We start from the raw sequence: 18,835 nt of genomic DNA on the forward strand, positions 1-18,835 counted from the left end.
CAACGTCGCCCGAACACGGTTCACTTCATGTGCGTCCACACACTCACCGTGCCCCTGAACAAGGTCGACACACAGACCTAACGGAGTCCTACTAGCAGTTGGCCGCAGTTCAGAAGGACAGTGCGACGTGCAGTCCTGGCGCGAGATGGTCGTCCTCTCGTGTGGTGACTGGCACTCGGTCGGCGTCCGGTCGGACGGTTCTGCACTGGCCGCGGGGAACAACCGACGACGGCAGTGCGCCGTTGAAGGGTGGCGTGACCTAGCTGCGATTTCGGCCGGGTATCTCCATACCGTCGGCCTAAGAGCCGACGGACGGGCAGTAGCGACCGGAGACCGGGCAACCGGGGCGTGCGAGGTCGATGAGTGGGAAGACGTGGTGGCGCTCAGCGCGGGCAGCTACCACACCGTCGGGGTCACTGCGTTCGGACGGGTCCTCGCGGTGGGAGACAACAGCTACGGACAGTGCGAAGTCGGGGATTGGCACGACATTGTCGCTGTGGCCGCCGGTTCAACGCACACCCTTGGCCTGCGTGCCAAGGGCACAGTCGTGACCGCAGGCAACAATGCCGACAGACAGTGCGAAGTCGATGACTGGTCCGGAGTCCAGCTTCCATAAGCCCCCGGGCCGCGCCAACGCGAACTGACACGCCGTCATTCCCTAGCCCGGACACCTCATTCTGATTCCAGTCCTAAGGCGTTCGCCGGGGCGAAGGGCAGTGTCGCCGGAGGTGGGGAAGTCGCCGGCATCGGTTTCGGAGCGACGGCCGAGGGGTGGGCCGGTCCTGGGGCGGAGGCCTGGTGGGGCTACAAGAGAGACGACGACGGCAAGTTCCACCTCGGCGGGAAGGCCGGCGCATCCCCCATCCTCGGCGGCGCGGCGGGATTCGAGATCACTGTCGATCCGGACAAGGTGAGCAAGACCGTCGGCGATGCGGCCGATGCGGTGGGTGATGCGGTCGACGAGGTCGGTGACGGCCTCAGCTCCGTCAAGGACAGCGTCACCAACTGGTTCTGATCTACTTCCCCTGGGAGGAGGGCCGAAATGCCCACGACGTTGCCGATGCCCATCGAGTTCCGGTTGCCGCAGGGCTGGCTCCCGGCCCGTCCAGAGGAGTTCGACCCCGCTGGCGTGGCCTTTGCTGCGGTGCATCCGCAGCCGGATGCCGGGTTCGCCGCGAACATCACCATCGACGGCGAGGTGCCGCCCGACGGGGCGACGCCGGCCGACCTCGCGGACGAGTCGGTGCAGCGCCTGCGTGAGGTCGCCGAGTCGGTGGTGGTGGCTCATCGCCGCGAGGTCGGCTCCGCCGACGCGCCCGCTCTGACCCAGCGACTGACCTTCTTCACCGTCGACGGCGGCGTGCGCCGCGACCTCGTCCAGTCACAGGTGTACTTGTCCCTGTCGGACGTCGAGGATCCACACAAGCGCGCGGTGATCCGGCTGGCTCTCACCGCCACCGCGGCCCAGCACGACTCCGTCCTGGGAGAGTTTCAGGCCTTCGTCCGCACAGTTCGCCCGGACACCGGAGAGGCGGCATAGGGATGGGACGTCTTTGGGACAAGCTGAGCGGTACCAAGCACCCCGACGGCGGTGTCGCACCGCTGCCGCCATTGGAGGTCCGAGCCGCGCTACTCGCGCTCAACGGGCCGGATGTGCCCTACCGCGTGCGCAACGCTGTGCCTGCCGAGAAGGCCGACCTGGTGGCGGAGTGCAAGATTTGGAGGGTGGGCGTGACCCTCAAGACCAGGATGCGCCTGATCCCGGACAAGCAGGAGGTGCGTTTCCTCCACGAGCGGTGGGAGAACCGTTCGTCCGACAATGCCCATGCGCAGTACGGACGTGGTAACGCGCCCGCGGCCGACTGGCAGCAGATGGGCTACCGGGACTGGGGAGACACGGACCTGATCCGGGCCCGGCTGGACGGAGGCGCGCCACCCGACGCCGCCGTCGGATGGCGCGGCACCACCCCGCTGCACCTGGTGGCAGAGCAAGGCGCGGCGGAAGCGGTGACGGCGCTCCTGTCGCACAACGTGGACGTCGACGTACGCGACGACGACGAGCACACGCCACTGTGGTACGCCGTCCACAGCATGGACGAGACCACTGTCCGTACGCTGATCGACGCCGGGGCAGATGTGTGGACACCGCAATCAGGGCCCTGGTCGCCGGGCCGGCTGTTGCTGACCACCTCGCTCGCACCACTCGCTCAAAGCCTGCCGGAGGCGGTGGAGTTGCCCCCTGAGGAAGTTGTCGCGCAACAGGCGGCGGACGCGCTCATCGCGGCGTTCGGCAAGGAGCCGTTGTGGACTGAAGGACTCGGCGTCTGCTTCGTACAGGGCCTGAGCGAGGACGAGCTGATCCGGCGGATCGGTGCCGATCCCACGCAGTGCCCGAAGACGGATCTCGAACACGCGCCCTTCGATCCGGAGGACTACGACGAGTCCCTGCGATACGTGGGCGTGAGGAGCGTGGACGGCGCTCCCGGAGGCTGCGTGATCACACAGGACGGGTACATGCCGAGCGACGACGCCGTGCTGCAAGCGATATCGGCGGACACCACCGCCTACGGGGTGTACTTCAACCCCAAGGGCGGGACGTTCGGCACCCTGGCCCGCGATGGTGAAGTCGTCGCGTCCGAGGAGATCGGCCTCTCTCCTCACAAGTCGGACCCGGCCGCCTACTGGAACTTCCGTTTCTGGCAACGCACGCACGCGTTCCCCCATGGCGCCGACATCCTTGCCTTCTCCTGCGCTGCGGCCGGCCTAAGGATCAGCGACGGCCAGGGCGTGGTCGATCCCCGCACCCCACGCCGATGGGTGGCACTGCCGTCGCGACTTCAACACTGAGAGCCTCCGGCACGCCGGCCAGGCAGCCCTGATGCCTTGACACGCGAGGGCTGCCACCACGGCAGAGGGGCCGACCCCCCTATGCGTCCCAGGCCTTTGGCTCTCCTGACTTGTCCGGCCAGCCTGTACTCCTCAGCTTCACGGATGAGTTCTTCAGAACGGAGCTGGTGCAACTCGAAGTGCCTGCCGCTCACCCCTACCCCTGGAGGTCTAGGACGTCGGCGACCACACAGCTGACGTTGTCGGGGCCGCCGGAGCCGTTGGCGAGAGTGATGAGTTCGCGGACCGCCTGCTCCGGCTCCCCGGTCCCGGAGAGCACCCGGCGGATTTCCTCGGCCGACACGACGGTGGACAGACCGTCGGAGCAGAGCAGGTATCGATCTCCCCGCTGGGCGTCGTGCAGGCGCATATCGGGTGTGGCATCGGCCCCTTGGCCGAGGGCTCGTATCAGCAGCGACCGCTCGGGGTGCGCGGCTGCTTCTTCCGGGCTGAGACGTCCTTCGTCGACCATCGACTGCACCATGGTGTGGTCGTGGGTGATCTGGAACAGCCCGCCGTCACGCAGGAGGTAGACGCGGGAGTCACCGATGTGGACGAGGGCCAGCTGCGATCCGGTCCAGAGCATCGCGGTCAGGGTCGTGCCGGCTTCTTCGGGTGCAGAGCCGGTACCGGCGACGCCATGAACGGCCTGTTTGGCCTGCTCGATGGCGTCTTCGAGGACGTTGAGGAGATGGCCCGCCGGGACGCTGACGGTTTCCAGGTGCTTGAGTGCGTCGACGGCAGCAGCGCTCGCGGGGGCTCCTTGACTGCCGTAGCCGTCGGCGACGGCAAGCAGGTGGGATCCGGCGTAGGCGGTGTCCTGGTTGCTCTCACGGACAAGGCCTTTGTCGGAAAGAGCGGCGTACCGGATTCCGAGGTGCCTGGTGGTCGGGGACATGGCAGGGTCCTTCCAGGACAGGTGGTCGATGAGGAAAGTGGCCAGGTCCCGCCGCGCGGCGGTGTCAGCCTCGACCTGGGCCCAGAACGCGCGGATCTCCTGCGCCGCCGTCGTTGCCTCCAGCGTGCAGACGTGCTGAATGCGGGCCAGAGGCATTCCCAGGCGGCGGAGCCAGGCGACCAGCCGGGCCTGGTCCACCTGTTCCGGTGCGTAGAGGCGGTAGCCGGTCACCGGGTCGACACGAGCGGGGGCCAGAAGCCCGAGCTCGTCGTAAAGCCGCAGCGCCTTCGGCGACAGCCGGGACGCCTTCGCGAACGCCCCGATGGTCAGCAACCCCATGCTCACTTCTCCTCACGCCGAGCACATCGCCCGGCCAAACCGATGCTGTGGCCTCCCCCAAGGTGAAGGTCAAACAAGGGATTGAGCTGAACCGGATTTTGTAGCGGCCCTGAAGCCAGGCCTGATCGCCTTGGCAGATGGGAGAACACAGGTCCGATGCCTGCACCACGGAAGTACGAGCTGCGTGAGCGGGCCGTCCGCGAAGTCCAGACCTCCGGCCAAGCCCAGCCGAAGAGTTGGACTCGGTGTGCAACGTCGAGGTCTTCGTGGACCTCAAGGACGGCTCACGGCGGAGCGCTGGCGAGGCGCACGGCGGTTTTGTCGTCGCCCAGCTGGCCGGCGGCCGTGGTGTAGCGGTCGGCCAGCTGGTTTGCGTCGGCACGGTGGGCGTCGCCCTCCGCGATGCGCTGTTTTCGGTAGGCGTAGACCCCGGCCAGGACGGCGCCGATCAGGGTGAGGATGGCGATGGTGGTTTTCAGAGCGTCCGCGGTGCCGGTCATCCGAGGGGCGATGACGAACTGACAGATGAGGCAGCCGGCGGCGGTGGCTGCGAGCACGGCGAGCGGGGCCACGATCCACACCCGCCACAGCTCCGGGGCGTAGTGGCCGCCTGCCTGCCGACGTTGATGTCGCCTCCTCGATCCACCTGCCACTTCTCCACCCTGTGCGCTGCCGACTCCGACCGGGCGGCTGGGACGTCCATCCGGAGGTGTCCCAGGACCCCAGGGAGTGGCCTGCACTCCAATGCCGTACCTTGCGGCCGGTGTCTGAGCTAGGAGCACGGGGCCGGGTCGATGTGACGTGCAGGCCCGACCTCCGCTTCTGCAGGGGGCTATGCCCTCTTCCGCCGTAGATCGTGGCCGGCGCTGATGGCCGTGACGGCCAGGAGGCCCAGCGTCAAAGTCTCGATGAGGGAGCCCGGGCGAGGAGCGGTCCGGACGACGGCGAGGAGGTTCTGGCTCGCTGCCAGGGCCAGTCCTGTCCCGATGTGCAGAAGGGCCGTCGACAGTCGGCGCGTGGTCGGCAGGGCGGCGGTCCGGACGACGTGGGCAACGAAGACACACAGGCGGAGTGCGACGAATCCGAGCATGAGCCAGTAGGAGAGGACCACGGCGGCGTCGGCGAAGCCCGTGAGGTGTTCGGCCACGCCGCTCCAGGCCGTCAGGCACAGGGCCACGACTGCGGCGGCCGGGGCGGTCAGGGTGCGGACCGCCGAGGTGGCCAGGTTGCGGAGTGCTGCGCCGCTCGGCCGGGGAAGCGGCGCGGCGAGGCCGATGCCGAGCAGGAACGGGGCGATCCACAGGCTGGTGGCGGGGTGGTGGATGTCGGCGGTGAGGGTGGTGGAGGGTTCGGCCGAGCGCAGCAGCAGTCCGGTGGCCGCGGTGAGCGCGAACAAGGCGACGGTCAGGACGCGGCGGGTCTGGCCGGTGAACGTCTCGGGCCAGTCGCCGGGGTGCAGCCACAGCCGCGCGGCCCCCGCGAGGGTGTCGGGCCAGGAGCGGATTCCCGATGCGGACACCTCGTGACGGATGTCCTCGCCCCATCGCTCGCGCACGGCCGGTGGGTAGAGCCGGGTCAGGAGCGTGGCCGTGTTCATGCCGGGTTGATCCCGAGTGCGCGCAGGCCGGCGGCGGAGATGCGGGCCATCTGCTGTAGTTGGGTCCGCAGTTGGTCGCGGCCCGCGTCGGTGATCTGCATGGTGCGGTGGCGTTCCTGGGCTTCTGCCGCCTCGTCCGCAGTCCGGATCAGCTCGCGCGCCTCCAGCCGGGACAGCGCTCCGTAGAGGCTGCCGGGGCCGAGTTTGCGGCCTGTGAGTTCTTCGATCGCGGTGTTGATGGCGTATCCGTGCAGCGGGCCGTCCGCGAGGACGGTGAGCACGAGCATCTGGGCGTCGTTGCTGTGCATGGGTCTCCTTGCCTCCCGTCCCACATGGTACGAACCGCGATGCTACTTGTCACGTAGTACGAGGTGCGTACTATAGCGGGCCATGGAACACGTGAAGGAGAACGGCCGGGCCTACTCGGCAGTGGTTTGGACGAGCCTCGGCGCGGCCGGTGTGTTCGAGGCGTTGACGGTGCTGGCGACCCAGGACAAGACGGTCAGGGCGGCCAGCCCGTGGCAGGACGACCCGTACGACGTGATGGTGTCCCTGGCTCAGTTTGCGGTGCCGATGCTCGCCCTGGTGATCGCGTTACGGCTGCTCGCGTGGCGGGCGCCGGGGGGTGCGGACCGGGTGCAGCAGACGGTGCGTGCGGCGGGGGCGATGGTCACGCTGGTCGGGCTCACGGTGGTGTCCGAGTGGGCCGCGGTCATCGCCAGGACGCCTGCCTCATCCTCGGGGACATGGGCATCGGTGCTGATCGGCGGGCTGGTCGTTAACTCCGTACTCACCGTGGTGGCAGCGGTGTCACTCGGGCGATGTCGCCGCCCGCACCGCTCGGCCGACGGTTGGCGGAGCGACTGGCTCGGCGACGCCGTCCTCCTCTGCCGACGGATTCCTGTACTGCGGCGCTGGGTCGGTCCGGACGCGGCGGTCTGGGTGCGCCGTCGCGCGATGACGGTGTTCGTCACGCTGAGCACACTGGCCGCGGCGGCCCTCACCAGTGCGCAGGCCATCGGCGAACGCTGGACGGATCCGCTGCTCATCGCCTGGTTTCTGGTCGTCGCAGCGACCTCCAACCTCGCGTTCTGCGTGATCAGCAACGCGGTCGCCGGATTCATCGCCCGGCCGCCGCGCACCCGGCCCCGCCGTATCGCCGAGGCAGCGACCGTCGCCGGGTGCGTCGCGGTCAGTGTCACGACGGCGTTCCGCGACGCACTGTGGCCCGTGTTCGGGACGGGCTCGCTGACGTCCGTACCGGCCTTGGCCGCCCTCACGCTCGGCGCCGGTCTGGTCACGTCCCTGGTCACGGCTGCTCTCCTGCTCGCGTGCTTCCCGCATGACCCCGCCGGCTTGCGCCGCCGCTTCGGCGCGGCCGCCACCCACCTTCAACGACCCGGTACGCACCGGTGAAAGGCGTGACGATGGGACCGTCCACAGCGCAGGTACAGGCGATACCGACGATCTGTGCCCGCGAGCTGTCCAAACGGTACGGACGCAGGCAGGCCGTCAGCGGGCTCAGCTTCGTCGTTAACGCCGCTCAGATCTGCGCGCTGCTCGGCCCGAACGGGGCGGGCAAGACCTCCACGATGCGGATGCTGGTCGGCCTGTCGTCCCCGGACACCGGCAGCGCGAGCATCCTGGGCGAACCGGTCGGGCTGGGCGCGGACGTGCTGCGCGCAGTCGGCGTGCTCATCGACGGACCCGCGTTCGTGCCGCACCTCACAGGCCGTGCCAACCTGCGGCTGCTGTGGTCGGCGACACGACAGGCATGGCCGCCCCCCGCTCTGGACGACGCCCTGGACCTCGCCGGGCTGGGCGAGGCGCTCGACCGCAAGGTCAAGGGCTATTCGATGGGGATGAAGCAGCGGCTGATGCTGGCCCAGGCCCTGATGCGGAAGCCGGACGTGCTGATCCTGGACGAGCCGGCCAACGGACTGGACCCAGGAGAGGTCAGGGCCCTGCGCGAGTACCTGGGGGAGCTGGCCCGACGAGGGGCCGCCGTGCTCATCTCCAGCCACCAGCTCGCCGAGGTGCAGCAACTGGCGACCCACGTCGTCGTGATGAACCACGGCCGGCTGATCGCCGCAGGACCGATGGACGAACTGCTCGGCGCCGCCGGCACCTACCGCCTCCAGGTGGACGACACCGAGAAGGGGGCTGCCGTGCTGCGCGCACTGCCCGGCGTCGCGTCGGCCACGACGCAGCGGGACGAGATCGTCGTCACCGCCCCCGGTGTGCTCTCCCGCGACCTGGTCCGCGCGCTGGTCACGGAGGGCATCGGCGTCACGTCCGTGCAGCAGGAGAGCAAGTCCCTGGAAGAAGCGTTCCTGACCATGACCGAAGGGGCCGGCGAGCATGCTGCGCGTTGAACTGATCACCCAACTGCTGCGGATCCGCACGCTCGTCGTGCTCGCCTGTCTGGCCGCCGTCCCCGTACTGTCCGGCTTTTCGTACGCATCCGAGGCGGGGCATCGCAACGGCCGTCAGACCGGCCTGTTCGGCGCCTCCCCCTACTCCGCGCTCAACCACGCCATGGCGAGCATGGCGTTCATAGAACCGCTGCTTCTCCCGATCACGGTGGCTCTGCCGGCCGCCGCGATCGCCTCGTCCGACCGGGAGTGGGGAACCCTGCGCTACCTGTACGTCGCGCCCGTGAGCCGAGCACGCCTGCTGGCGGCCAAGCTCGGAGCTCTGGCCGTCTGGACTGCGATCGCCACCTTGTGTGTGCTGACGGCCGGCCTGCTCGCCGGCGTTGCCATCTACGGCTGGCACCCGTTCCACATCATCGGCGCTCCGAATCTCACCGGCGGCGAGACGGCCACGCGCGTCCTGTCGGCGACCGGCTACTGCCTGCTGTGCATGCTGAGCATCGCAACGATCGCGTTCGTCCTGGGACTCCTGCTGCCCCGCAGCATCGAAGCCCTCGGCACCGCCGTGGCCTTCGTGATCGCTGCCGGCATCCTCAACGGCACGCACACCCTGCACGCCGTGCAGGTCGTCCTGCCCATGCACTACTGGCAGGACTGGACCCACCTGTTCGACCCCTCCGGAACCGCCCACCTCGGCACCGGCATCGTGGTCCAGATCGCCGCGATCTTCGTGGCCGCCTGCGCCGCCGTCCTCGTGCTCTTCCGACGGGACCCCGCGGCATGACACCCGCTCCGCCCGCGATGCCCGAGCTCCGCGACGAGTCTCGCCGCGCCCTGCTGCGGTCGGCGAGACGGTGGAGACCGCCGCGCCGACCACGGCCCATGCGACGCGCGACTACGCCTCGGCCACGACGAGTAGAGCCTTTCGCTTTGGGTGCGGCTCTTCCGAAGGGAACGGGGACCCCTCCTCGACGTGAGGCTCGGCCGCTAGGTTGTTCATCAGCAGCAGAGCTGATCGGAGAACCGTGTGAGCGTCCAACTGTCCGTGGGGGCGACTGCGTTCCTGCCTGCCCTGAGGCTGCGCCCCTGGCAGGTCGCCGACGTCGACGCTCTTGTGTCCGCGCATCGGGATCCTGCCCTGCGTCGTTGGCTGACGAATGTGATCAGCAGCGACGTTGATGCTCGTCGCTGGATCGACAGCCAGCGTCAGGGCTGGGCCGCCGGCACCCGGTTCAGTTTCGCCGTTCTGGACGACGGCGGTGAGGGCTTCGGTGCGGCCGTCGGCCATGTGACGGTGAAGCTCAAGGATGAGGGCTCTGCGGAAGTGGGCTACTGGACAGCGGCCGAGGTTCGAGGGCGGGGGCTGGCCTCCCGGGCCCTGGAGGCGGTCGTGCGGTGGGTCTTCAGCAAGGAGTCTCCAGTGCCGGCGGTGCGGCTGGATCTGCTCCACGCGGTGGGTAACCATGCCTCATGTCGTGTGGCCGAGAGATGTGACTTCGGGCTCGAAGCGGTTCTGCCTGCCCAACTGCCCGCGTTTCCAACCGAGGGCCATCTGCATGTCCGCCACAAGTCGGCCCAGTCCTGAGGGGCTCGTGAAGCTCGCGATCAAGTGGTGAGGCTGTAGTTCCGCTGATCGGGGTGGGGTGGAGGCGCTCGTGTTCGCGGGTGGTGTGGTAGCGCCAGTAGGGGGCGAGGTCGCTGTTGGAGACGACGGCACGCAGTCGCAGGACGGCTTCGGCTCCGTGAAGACCGGTGCGGCACAATCGCGGTCAACTGGGCAGGCAATGGTGGGGGTGGGAACGTGGGGCGTTTTGGCTCGCGAAGCCGACGTAAGGACATACCGGACGAGCCGACGCTTCTGGCTGCGGCTGCTGAGAACCCCGGTGGCAGCGTCGCCGAGATCGACCCGACGTATATCGACGACCCGAACGGCTACGTGCCTCCCGAGGCAATCCGCCGCGCTTGGTTGGTGGACAGCAGCGGGAAACTGACAGGTGAGTACCAGGAGAATCCCCGCCACGGGGTGCCACAGGACGACTTCAGCCAGCTCACTGACCCTGATCACTGGCTTGGCTGGCTCGGCGACGATCCCGCGACCGCCGTCCGCAAGGGCATCGAAGAGTCCTTGCGCGCCCAGGCGGCAGACGCAGTGGTCGATTGGGTCAAAATCCTTGAAACGCCCCGGTTTCTCACCGGTGGACGTCGACATTCCGAGGACGAACAGCTCATCTTGGTCACCCGCGCGGCACTCGCCGCGCCGTTTGCGTTGTCCGTGCGCACAACGCAGCACGGGCGTTCCATCCTCCTGGGGGTGTTCTCCTGGGCGGCGGCGAACCTCTCACCGCCCGGAGTCCGCAAGGACCGGCACTGGTTCGACCTGGGCGTCGGGCTGGACTGGGCCGGTGAACAGCTTCAACAGCGGATCTACGAGATTGACGGTGCGGACGGCACCGCCGAGCGGTAGAACGGCAATGCCCCGCCGTACCAGCGGTCAGAGCGGATACACGGCGCCGTCGCGGCCGACCTTGCGCAGGGCGGTGGCGTGGGCGTCGCCAACCACGGCATCCACCAGGTCGGCATGCTCCCCGCCACCTCCCCGGCCGGCACACCTTGGAGACCCACCGTCAGGGCCGCACTGTCGGCTGGTCGTAAACTGGGCTCTTGCCACGCCATCGTGCCCGGGCCGCCCAGGCACTGATGGACGCCACCGACCGGTATCGCCTTGAAAGGGGGAAGCCCTCGTCGCGCCGGCCGGGTCGCCCAGCGATCAGCCTGCACCCCGTCCGCGTCCCAGGTCGCTGCCCGGGCCCATATCCACGCCGAGTGCGATGCCAGCGCGGTCGACCCTGCTGCCGTTGCGCCGTTGCGCCGTTGCGCCGTTGCGGCGCGCCTCATGCCCTGCATCGCCCCGCCCACGCGGCTACCGGTACCCGTAGCGGTGCAGTTGTGGGGGCTTGTTATTCATGCCGGTTCGTTTCCGGTGGGAACGGCCTTGGAAGCTGCCGCCAAGGACGGGACGCGGGCAGGGAATCCAACGTTGCGATCTGCTGATCTGCCCAGCGCGCCCGGCCGACCGGTCTCCCCCAAAGGCGAGGACCTCATCGATGCCGACCAGGTCGCCCGGCAGATCAGCCTCGATCAGGCACGCGAGTCCCGGCTGGTGGCCGAAGGAACCATGGATCGCATCCGTGCCAAGTTCGGCCTCGACTCGGTCGGTCCCGCCGCCACCGCCCGCTTCCGCCGCGCTTCGTAGCCTGCCTGGACTCACAAGCCGCCTCGAGGCCCTGGTTGACCGGCGCAGGCATCACTCAGGCATGGCCAGCGGGGGTCATTCGGCATCGGCTTCCAAACACTCAGCGACTTGGGCGAGTTGATGGGCACTGTCCTTGAGCAGGCTCCAGTTGTGGTCCTGGGCTGCTTGGAGGCACTGCGTGAGGTGAACCTGCACCGTCGCATGCGCGCCGAGGAGATTCCCTCTTGCCTGTGCTGGGTCATGTCCCGCGGGGTGGTGTAGTCACGGCAGCTGTTTCGGTTCCGGTTGTGGTGTGATCTGGGGTTCGGGTTCGGTCGGCTTGGTAGTGAAGAGCTCGGCCATGGAGGCTTCCGACAGGTAGCGGCGGTCGAAGACCTGCCACTCGTCGTGGAGTTCGGCCGGCACCGCGGCGGCGAGCCGGTCCAAGGCGGCGGGGCTGGGAAAGACCTGGACCACGTCGGCCCGCCGTTTGATCTCCCGGTTCAGCCGCTCCAGCGGGTTGGTCGACCAGATCTTCTTCCAGTGCGCCGGCGGGAAGTCGGCGAACGCGGTGATGTCCGTCGCCGCATCCAGCAGCATCGTCTTGACCTGCGGGAACTGCCGTCCGAGTATGTCGGCGACCACGTTCAGCTGGGTGCGCACCTGCTCGCCGGTGGTCTGCGCGAAGGTGGTGCGGATGGTGGCGGCGACCATCTCCCCTAAGCCCCTCTCGATCACAGAAAACACATCCCGGACGAAGTGAACCCGGCACCTTTGCCAGGCCGCGCCGAGGGAAACGGTGCGGATCGCGGCCACCAGACCGCTGTGGCTGTCGGAGATGACCAGCTGGACATTCGCCAGGCCGCGGGCCCGCAGCGAGCGCGGGAACTTCGTCCAGAACGGCTTCGACTCGCTGTCGCCGACCATCAGCCCGAGGATCTCGCGGTGCCCGGAGACGGAGATCCCGGTGGCCATGACCACGGCCTGGGAGACGATCCGGTGATTCACCCTCGCCTTGCAGTAGGTGGCGTCCAGAAAGACGTAGCGGAAGACGGTGTGGTCCAGCGGCCGCTCCTTGAACGCGGTCAGTTCCCCGTCCAGCTCACCGCAGAGGCGGGAGACCTCGGACTTGGAGATCCCGCTGTCCGCACCGAGTGCTTTGACCAGGTCGTCGACCGATCGGGTCGGGACACCGTGCACGTATGCCTCCATCACCACGGCGAACAACGCCCGGTCGATCCTCCGCCGGCGTTCCAGCAACGTCGGGAAGAACGACCCGCTCCGCACCTTCGGGATCTTCAGGTCCAGGTCACCGGCCTGCGTGGTCGGCAGCCTCTCCCGGTGTCCATTGCGCCAGGTCGTGCGCGTCTGGGAGTGCTCGCCTGGGGCGGCACCGATCATCTCCGTGGCCTCGGCCTCGATCAGCTCCTGCAGGATGCGCTCGCACACCACCCTGATTGCTTCAACTCCGTCGGCCCGACGTAGTGACTCAAGCAGCCGCATCAGCTCAGACCGGGACAAGGCCATCGCGCGCTCCTCCGGTCGAACTGCCCGTTCACCATGGAGACTTGCGCGGTGGCCTGCCCTTGTTCAGGGAGCAGCCACCGACTGCGGATGCACGCCCCGGGCAGACACCCGCGCGTTCCGGGACTCTGCCCGGCTACACCACTTCATGGGACGCGATCCTGTGCTGGCGCCTGCTCAGCTCCTTGTTGCCGGTGGCGCGCCGTTCGGCCTGAGCTCGGCCTTTCGATGGCGGTCGTGCGGCTGCGTTCCCTCGGTTGCCGGTCTCGGGCGTCGGCTGTACGCGCGACCCCGTAACGGTCCCGGCGAATCCAAGGCCACGGCATCGCTTTGAGCGCTACACGCTGCGTGTCACCGGTGCGTGAGGTGCGAGAAAGCGGGAACCGTCCACGGCGTGCGGCCCGCATATGCCCCTCACGCCTTGGAAGAAACTCATATTTTGGGGGCTTGTAGGGCTGAAGTAAGGGCATCCGGTGGCCAGGAGGTTGATAACGATGGTTCCCCTGCTTCTGGTTCTTCTGCTGGCTCTGATCCTCTTCGGCGCGGGCTTCGCGCTGAAGGCACTGTGGTGGATCGCAGTGGTCGTGCTCATCGTGTGGCTGCTCGGCTTCGTCGTCCGGTCCGCGGACAGCGGCGGCCGCAAGGGCCGCTGGTACCGCTGGTAGACGAAAGACACCCGGCGCGCGGAGCGCGCCACGCGCGAGCAATGAGTGGGCCCGGCCGACACGGCCGGGCCCACTGGCGTGAAAGAGACGCTCCCTTGCGGCGGTTGGGAGGGATCGGGCTTATCGGACGCACCGCAGGGTACGTGAGTCATGCACCGGCCCCGCAGACTCAGCAGTGGAACCCTGCTCCTCCTTTCTGCGGGGCCGGCGCGTATCGGGCTTGCGTCTGGTTCGGCCGGGTGGCCAGGCCGAGCAGTTGAGAGCCGTCTGTGCCAGAGCAGCGCACTGGCACCGGTATGGCTGCCCGGTCGTCTCGATTCCTGACAGCCGTACGGGATCGTACGCCGCAGAAGGGGGTCAGCCGGTGAGCGCCTGCTGGAGGGTTTCGTGGCAGTCGATGACGGTCTCGAGGCCGACGAGTTGCAGGATGCGCTGCACGGATTGGCCGGGTGCGGCCAGGCGGAGCCAGCCGCCGGCCTCCGTGAGGGTGCGGTGGGCGATGATGAGGATGTTGAGGCCGCTGGAGTCCATGAAGGTCACCCGGGCCAGGTCCACCACGACGCGGGGCCGGGGCACGCTGGAGACGTCCAGGGCCTGGTGGAGCGTGTCACCGGTCTGGTGGTCGAGCTCCCCGGCCACGGTCAGTACGTGGATGCCGTCGGTGACGGTGGCCACGACGGAGAGCTCGCCCGGCTGCACCGCCTGTTCGGTGTCCGTAACTTCTTCCTCAGCCATGTCGGTGATCCTGGCACAGCCAGGTCTTCACGGGAATCGCTGCCCCGCATATGCCGGGTGATGCCGTGGTGAGACGGAGCCCACGCTGAGGCAGCAGGCGTCACCTTCCCTGGAGGGGGTACAAGCGTCCGGTGTGAACGGGGAGTGAAGGCGGCCGCGATGGAATCAGTACCCGTGGACGAGGACGGCGCCATGCAGGGCGAGCACGCCATTCAGACCACGACGGCGCTGGACGGGGACGGCACAGTCATCGCCCAGGCCCGTCATCTGGCCGGCGAGTTCCTCACTCGTGTGCAGACCGAGCACGGGCTGCCGGTCTCGCAGCGCGCCATGGATCTGACCCAGCTGGTGGTCAGCGAGCTCGTCACCAATGCCCGCAAGTACGCTCCCGGGCCGGTGCTGCTGGATTTGCGGATCGCCGGTGACACGGTCGAGGTCGTGGTCTGGGACTCCGACCCCGTACTGCCCATCGCCAGGGCCGCGGACGCCGGCCGGGTGGGCCAGCACGGCTTGGAGATCGTCCTGGCCGTCTGCCAGGGCTTCGAATTGCAGCGGGAGCCGGTCGGCAAGCGCATCACCGCTCGCATCGCCCTGCTGGACGACCCGGGCGGGGCGGTCGCCGGACGCCGCCCCCTGTGATCGGGCGGGGCGCACGAGGGCCACGGGACCTTCCCACAAGCGGGCTGGTAGCCGGGCGCGGCGCGGGCACCCGACTACGGCCGTCTTCCGCGAGGGGGATCCACGCCGTGATCATCATCGCCTGCCTGCTGCCGCCCATGACGGCTTTCGTGCTGTACGGGATGGACCGTGTCGAGGACTGGCAGACCCGCGCCCCTCAGCCACCCCACCGCGCCCGCCACAGGCACCTGCGCTTGATCCAGGGCGGCGGGCAAGAATCCGTGAGGCGCCCGCAGGCCGATCAGGAACGGTCCGACGCCGCCTGACCGGCGCCGGCAGCGGCCGAGACGGGGACGATCGCCGTCTGGTCGAGCCGGGCATGGCTTCGCTCAGTTCCTGGGGCCGGCGTTTGAACGCTTATTTGGGCCTCCGGGTGCCTGGTTTGCGGGTGGAACCGAAGGGCAGGCGGGGTTTCGTGCTTCGGACCGGAGGCGCACGCCCAGCGGGGAGTCCCGGCTGCTGGCCCGGTCCAGCGGTCACGGCAACTTCCTGTGCGGTGAACCCTGACAGCACCGTTGGGGTCGGCCCCGCAAGCGCCGTCTTCGGGGACGCCCCTGAGATCGTTTCGGGAGCGATTCCGCATGCAGACCGAGATATCGACGAGCCGTTCCGGCACACCCGCCACCCCTGCCGCCGCGCCCGCGCGGCGGTCCCACGACGACGCCCCCGACACCACGGAGCTCTTCGCCCGGCTGGTGCACCTGGACGACGGTCCCGAGCGGGACGCCGTGCGGGACGAACTCGTGGGCGCCTGGCTGCCCATGGCGCACCGGATCGCCTCCCGGTTCCGCGATCGCGGCGAGTCCGTCGAGGACCTGCGCCAGGTGGCGGCCTTGGGACTGGTGAAGGCGGTCGACCGGTTCGACCCGTCGCGCGGGGCGTTCGAGAGCTTCGCCGTGCCTGCCATCACCGGCGAGGTCAAGCGGCACTTCCGGGACCGCATGTGGGCCCTGCGGGTGCCGCGCCGGGTGCAGGAACTGCGCAACCGCGTACGCGTCGCCCGCCGTGAGCTGACCCAGAACCCCGGCAGCCCCGAGCCCTCCGTCGCCGCCGTCGCCGCCCACACCGGCCTCAGCGAGGACGAGGTCACAGCGGGCATGGAGGCGCTCGAGAGTTTCAGCATCCTGTCGCTGGACGCCGAGCTGTCCACCGGTGACGACGGCTACAGCCTCGCCGACACCCTCGCATCCACGGACACCTCGTACGACGTCGTGGTCGACCGCGAGGCCGCCAAGGCAGGACTGCGCCGCCTGCCTGAGCGCGAGCAGGCCATCCTCTACATGCGGTTCTTCGAGGACATGACGCAGAGCCGCATCGCCGACAAACTCGGCATCTCCCAGATGCACGTCTCCCGGCTGATCAGCCGCAGCTGCGCCCGCGTCCGCGACGAAGCCCTCGCGCAGCGGACCGGCGGCCGCCGCGCGGCCTGAGACCGACTGGCCGCGCTTCCAGCAGCGTTCTCGGGATGCCGACGCCGTTCCCGGCCACACTGTGCTGGGGCGTTGTGAGAGACGCCGGGTCACGCTCGTCGAGGAGGCACTGTCCCAAGCCGCTGCACTCGCGCCCAGCTGCAAGACCTCGCCTACGCCCTGTGCGTCTGCGCCGGTATATGCGAGAGCATCCAGGGTCTGGAAAGAGCACGCTTCTATCTCGCCACCCAGGCACCCCGGCCCGGGCCGCGCAAGCCGTGACCAGGGGCAGAAGATCAGATGCCCCCCGCAGGCGGGGAGGAGCATCGCGACCGCATCAGCCGACCAGCAGCGCGCTGCTCGTGGTCCTGGCCGCGTCGTTGGGCGGGATCTTTTGCCACTGGCCGGCCGATGGGCGGTTGCGCTTCACAGATGCGGCATGCCCGGGCGTGCGCCTGGGGGCGCGCTGGACCGGTTGTCGCCGTCGGCGCGACGTCTGACGCGGTATCGGAACGACTGGACGCGGGCGACTGGGGCAGGACCCGGCGGGGACGGCCTGGGTCAAAGCGACGGGGTGGCTCACCCCACCGAGGTTGTATGTGCAGGCGGGGTGGGCCGGTGGACGTTTTTGGTTACAGGCCGCAGGAGCCGCGGTCGAGGTGGAAGTAGCGGGCGTTGGCCCAGCGGCACAGCCGGATTCCGACGGTGACGCCGACGATGGTGATGAGGGCGGGCAGGTATCCGCTGGCGACCTGGACGATCGGGATTGCCGGACACCCTCCGGAGATCGCCCAGCCCGTACCGAACAGCACTGCGCCGGGGATCACGCCGGCGTGGATACGCCCCGGGGTGCGCCGGACCCGCAACAGAGTGAACGCGCACACGATGATCACGACGGCGCCGGCGAAGGAGAGGAGCATGCGCAGGTCCTGGAAGGTGAACATGCGGTTCAGCTCGGTGTAGTCGCCGAAGCCGATGTTGGAGACGGTGTAGCCGAGAGTCAGGCCGGTGATGATGTTGGCCAGCAGAATCGCACCCCTAGTGCGCATCAGATCACCTTCCACAGCAGGAACGACACCGCGACGGCGGTGCCGAAGAACACGGCGGTCGCAACGAGGCTGACCGGGCGTAGACGGCCGCAGCCGTTGAGTCCGTGGCCGGAGCTGCACCCACCGGCCAGCCGGGTGCCGAAGCCGACCAGCACGCCTCCGACGAACAGCAGGACGGTCATGGTGGTCGGGTTCGCGGTGACCACGTCGCGGAATCCCGGTCCCATGTCGAAGCGGAGGTGGAACCGCCCGGAGGTGACCGCGGCGATCAGTCCGCCGAAGAAGATCGATACCAGCAGGGCAGCCTGGGTCACCAGCGGGGCCGGACCCGGGCCTGTCACCGAGGTGCTCTCATCCACCGTCGGGGTGCTCTCATCCACCGTCGGTTCGACGTCCCTCTCGAGCAACTGTGAAGAAGTCCCGTACGGGGCCGGCGGCACGGCGGGTGCGGCGGGGCTGGTGCCGAAGTGCTCTGCCGTGGCTGCGGCGAGAGCGTCAGCGAGAGCGTGCTCGTCGGTGAACTCCTCGTCCATCCGCTCCAGGCGGCGCTCCCTGCGCCAGTGCAACACACGATCCCATGCGGACGACACCCCGAAGGACCGGTCCGTGGTGAGGGCGTAGTTGATGGTGATCAGAGCGAGCCCGGCAGCGCCGGCCCACCAGGGCCAGTAGCCACTCATGCGGGGCCTCCCATCCATTGGGTGAATCGAGTCCACAAGCCCTGCCTCGGTGTGGGCCGTTGCCCCGCGTGTCGAGATGAACGGTCCGGAGGCTGGCGCATCGGTGGGGAGGGCGAGGGTCGGTAGTGCGAGACCGGGATCGTCGAAGATGCCGGCCCGAACTGAACCCTTGTCTCGGATGCCGCGGGCACGGGTTCCGGCGGTTCCGGCGGCCCGACTGGTGTCGTCGGTGACCAGGACGCGTTCTCCTGTGGCCAGGGGTGTTGTGGTGCCGGGGCCTGCTGGAGGTTCCGCTCTGGGGTGGCGGCGTCGAACCGTTCCGCGCCCGTGGCCGCGACTTCAAGATGTCGCGCGCGGGCCCCGTTGGGCAGCAGGCTGATCGGCACACGCTCGCCGGTGAGTGACACCTGGTAGCGCGCACAGCCGAGCCACTGATCCTCGCTGTCGCAGTAGTAGTCGCGCCACCCTTGCAAGCTCGCCCTGAGCAAGGGGAATAGGGGGCATCCTGCGGCGTGCGAGCAACTCACGTTGCTCCCTTCTGACCGGCGCACACCACTCGATCTGTGAGGGCGGTCGCCGTTCTCGGTCGCTTGCCCTCGCCGCGCCCGGGCCGACGAACTGAAAGGGACGCGGTGACGGCCTGTCACAACACGGAATGAGGCCTCCATTTCTCGACCGGGCGAGATGGAACCACTGTTTCGGCGTTCCGAGCAACTTCCGCAGGATTCCGAACGTGCCCGTCAGCATTGTCGAGTGAGGTATGTCACG

The 18,835-nt window shown here is 68.6% G+C and carries 21 protein-coding genes; 13 read left to right on the forward strand and 8 right to left on the reverse strand.

Features of this window, described 5'->3' with window-relative positions:
- Positions 1 to 145: 145 nt before the first annotated feature.
- From AB0A61_RS37680 to AB0A61_RS37690, 3 genes are all read left to right on the forward strand, one after another.
- Positions 146 to 616, forward strand: coding sequence for a hypothetical protein (locus AB0A61_RS37680; RefSeq protein ID WP_361303186.1), 471 nt, complete (start codon positions 146 to 148; stop codon positions 614 to 616).
- Positions 617 to 1,042: 426 nt separating this feature from the next.
- Positions 1,043 to 1,540, forward strand: a complete 498-nt coding sequence (locus AB0A61_RS37685) for a hypothetical protein (RefSeq protein ID WP_361303090.1) — start codon at positions 1,043 to 1,045, stop codon at positions 1,538 to 1,540.
- A gap of 71 nt (positions 1,541 to 1,611) precedes the next feature.
- Complete coding sequence (locus AB0A61_RS37690; protein ID WP_361303093.1) at positions 1,612 to 2,847, forward strand: ankyrin repeat domain-containing protein; 1,236 nt, start codon at positions 1,612 to 1,614, stop codon at positions 2,845 to 2,847.
- Between the two features lie 196 nt (positions 2,848 to 3,043).
- Here AB0A61_RS37690 and AB0A61_RS37695 read toward each other — a convergent pair whose 3' ends face one another.
- The 4 genes from AB0A61_RS37695 to AB0A61_RS37710 all read right to left on the reverse strand — a co-directional run bounded on the left by AB0A61_RS37695 (position 3,044) and on the right by AB0A61_RS37710 (position 6,028).
- Positions 3,044 to 4,123 carry a MerR family transcriptional regulator gene (locus tag AB0A61_RS37695; RefSeq protein WP_361303096.1) on the reverse strand — a complete coding sequence of 360 codons (1,080 nt, stop codon included), beginning with the start codon at positions 4,121 to 4,123 and terminating at the stop codon, positions 3,044 to 3,046.
- Positions 4,124 to 4,407: 284 nt separating this feature from the next.
- The gene (locus AB0A61_RS37700; RefSeq protein WP_361303099.1) at positions 4,408 to 4,776 is read right to left on the reverse strand and encodes a hypothetical protein; all 369 of its coding nucleotides are present in this window, start codon (positions 4,774 to 4,776) and stop codon (positions 4,408 to 4,410) included.
- Between the two features lie 179 nt (positions 4,777 to 4,955).
- Positions 4,956 to 5,720 carry a hypothetical protein gene (locus AB0A61_RS37705; protein ID WP_361303102.1) on the reverse strand — a complete coding sequence of 255 codons (765 nt, stop codon included), beginning with the start codon at positions 5,718 to 5,720 and terminating at the stop codon, positions 4,956 to 4,958.
- Positions 5,717 to 6,028, reverse strand: a complete 312-nt coding sequence (locus AB0A61_RS37710) for a helix-turn-helix transcriptional regulator (protein ID WP_361303105.1) — start codon at positions 6,026 to 6,028, stop codon at positions 5,717 to 5,719. Before AB0A61_RS37710 ends, AB0A61_RS37705 begins: the two co-directional genes overlap by 4 nt.
- Positions 6,029 to 6,110: 82 nt before the next feature.
- On the opposite strand from AB0A61_RS37710, the gene AB0A61_RS37715 reads away from it, so the two are divergent.
- The 6 genes from AB0A61_RS37715 (at position 6,111) to AB0A61_RS37740 (ending at position 11,348) form a co-directional block, all read left to right on the forward strand.
- Entirely contained in the window at positions 6,111 to 7,136 is a 1,026-nt protein-coding gene (locus tag AB0A61_RS37715; RefSeq protein WP_361303108.1) for a hypothetical protein, read from the forward strand.
- A gap of 11 nt (positions 7,137 to 7,147) precedes the next feature.
- Entirely contained in the window at positions 7,148 to 8,095 is a 948-nt protein-coding gene (locus AB0A61_RS37720) for an ABC transporter ATP-binding protein (protein WP_361303111.1), read from the forward strand.
- Positions 8,082 to 8,879, forward strand: coding sequence for an ABC transporter permease (locus tag AB0A61_RS37725; protein WP_361303114.1), 798 nt, complete (start codon positions 8,082 to 8,084; stop codon positions 8,877 to 8,879). Before AB0A61_RS37720 ends, AB0A61_RS37725 begins: the two co-directional genes overlap by 14 nt.
- A 243-nt stretch (positions 8,880 to 9,122) precedes the next feature.
- The gene (locus tag AB0A61_RS37730; RefSeq protein WP_361303117.1) at positions 9,123 to 9,680 is read left to right on the forward strand and encodes a GNAT family N-acetyltransferase; all 558 of its coding nucleotides are present in this window, start codon (positions 9,123 to 9,125) and stop codon (positions 9,678 to 9,680) included.
- A 216-nt stretch (positions 9,681 to 9,896) separates the two neighbouring features.
- Positions 9,897 to 10,559 (forward strand): hypothetical protein, encoded by a 663-nt coding sequence (locus AB0A61_RS37735; RefSeq protein ID WP_361303120.1) that lies wholly within the window; start codon positions 9,897 to 9,899, stop codon positions 10,557 to 10,559.
- A 573-nt stretch (positions 10,560 to 11,132) separates the two neighbouring features.
- The gene (locus tag AB0A61_RS37740; protein WP_361303123.1) at positions 11,133 to 11,348 is read left to right on the forward strand and encodes a hypothetical protein; all 216 of its coding nucleotides are present in this window, start codon (positions 11,133 to 11,135) and stop codon (positions 11,346 to 11,348) included.
- Positions 11,349 to 11,609: 261 nt separating this feature from the next.
- On the opposite strand, the gene AB0A61_RS37745 is transcribed toward AB0A61_RS37740, so the two are convergent.
- Entirely contained in the window at positions 11,610 to 12,854 is a 1,245-nt protein-coding gene (locus AB0A61_RS37745) for an IS256 family transposase (RefSeq protein ID WP_361303126.1), read from the reverse strand.
- 491 nt (positions 12,855 to 13,345) lie between these two features.
- Here AB0A61_RS37745 and AB0A61_RS37750 point away from each other — a divergent pair, with 491 nt between their 5' ends.
- Entirely contained in the window at positions 13,346 to 13,516 is a 171-nt protein-coding gene (locus AB0A61_RS37750; RefSeq protein WP_361303129.1) for a hydrophobic protein, read from the forward strand.
- Positions 13,517 to 13,873: 357 nt separating this feature from the next.
- Here AB0A61_RS37750 and AB0A61_RS37755 read toward each other — a convergent pair whose 3' ends face one another.
- Positions 13,874 to 14,251 carry an STAS domain-containing protein gene (locus AB0A61_RS37755; RefSeq protein WP_361303132.1) on the reverse strand — a complete coding sequence of 126 codons (378 nt, stop codon included), beginning with the start codon at positions 14,249 to 14,251 and terminating at the stop codon, positions 13,874 to 13,876.
- 159 nt (positions 14,252 to 14,410) lie between these two features.
- Between AB0A61_RS37755 and AB0A61_RS37760 the strand changes: the two genes are divergently transcribed.
- From AB0A61_RS37760 to AB0A61_RS37770, 3 genes are all read left to right on the forward strand, one after another.
- Positions 14,411 to 14,890, forward strand: a complete 480-nt coding sequence (locus tag AB0A61_RS37760; RefSeq protein ID WP_361303135.1) for an ATP-binding protein — start codon at positions 14,411 to 14,413, stop codon at positions 14,888 to 14,890.
- Positions 14,891 to 14,997: 107 nt separating this feature from the next.
- Entirely contained in the window at positions 14,998 to 15,195 is a 198-nt protein-coding gene (locus AB0A61_RS37765; RefSeq protein WP_361303138.1) for a hypothetical protein, read from the forward strand.
- Positions 15,196 to 15,510: 315 nt separating this feature from the next.
- A complete protein-coding gene (locus tag AB0A61_RS37770; RefSeq protein ID WP_361303141.1) occupies positions 15,511 to 16,359 on the forward strand; it encodes a SigB/SigF/SigG family RNA polymerase sigma factor in 849 nt (282 codons plus the stop codon).
- A gap of 611 nt (positions 16,360 to 16,970) precedes the next feature.
- Here the strand turns inward: AB0A61_RS37770 and AB0A61_RS37775 are convergent.
- Together AB0A61_RS37775 and AB0A61_RS37780 are read right to left on the reverse strand one after the other, a co-directional pair.
- A complete protein-coding gene (locus AB0A61_RS37775) occupies positions 16,971 to 17,387 on the reverse strand; it encodes a YeeE/YedE thiosulfate transporter family protein (protein WP_361303144.1) in 417 nt (138 codons plus the stop codon).
- Positions 17,387 to 18,067 (reverse strand): YeeE/YedE thiosulfate transporter family protein, encoded by a 681-nt coding sequence (locus AB0A61_RS37780; protein ID WP_361303147.1) that lies wholly within the window; start codon positions 18,065 to 18,067, stop codon positions 17,387 to 17,389. The genes AB0A61_RS37775 and AB0A61_RS37780 overlap by 1 nt, the downstream gene beginning before the upstream one ends.
- Positions 18,068 to 18,835: the final 768 nt, after the last annotated feature.

Origin of the sequence: Streptomyces sp. NPDC046197 (genome assembly GCF_040646295.1) — a bacterium.
GTDB lineage: Bacteria > Actinomycetota > Actinomycetes > Streptomycetales > Streptomycetaceae > Streptomyces.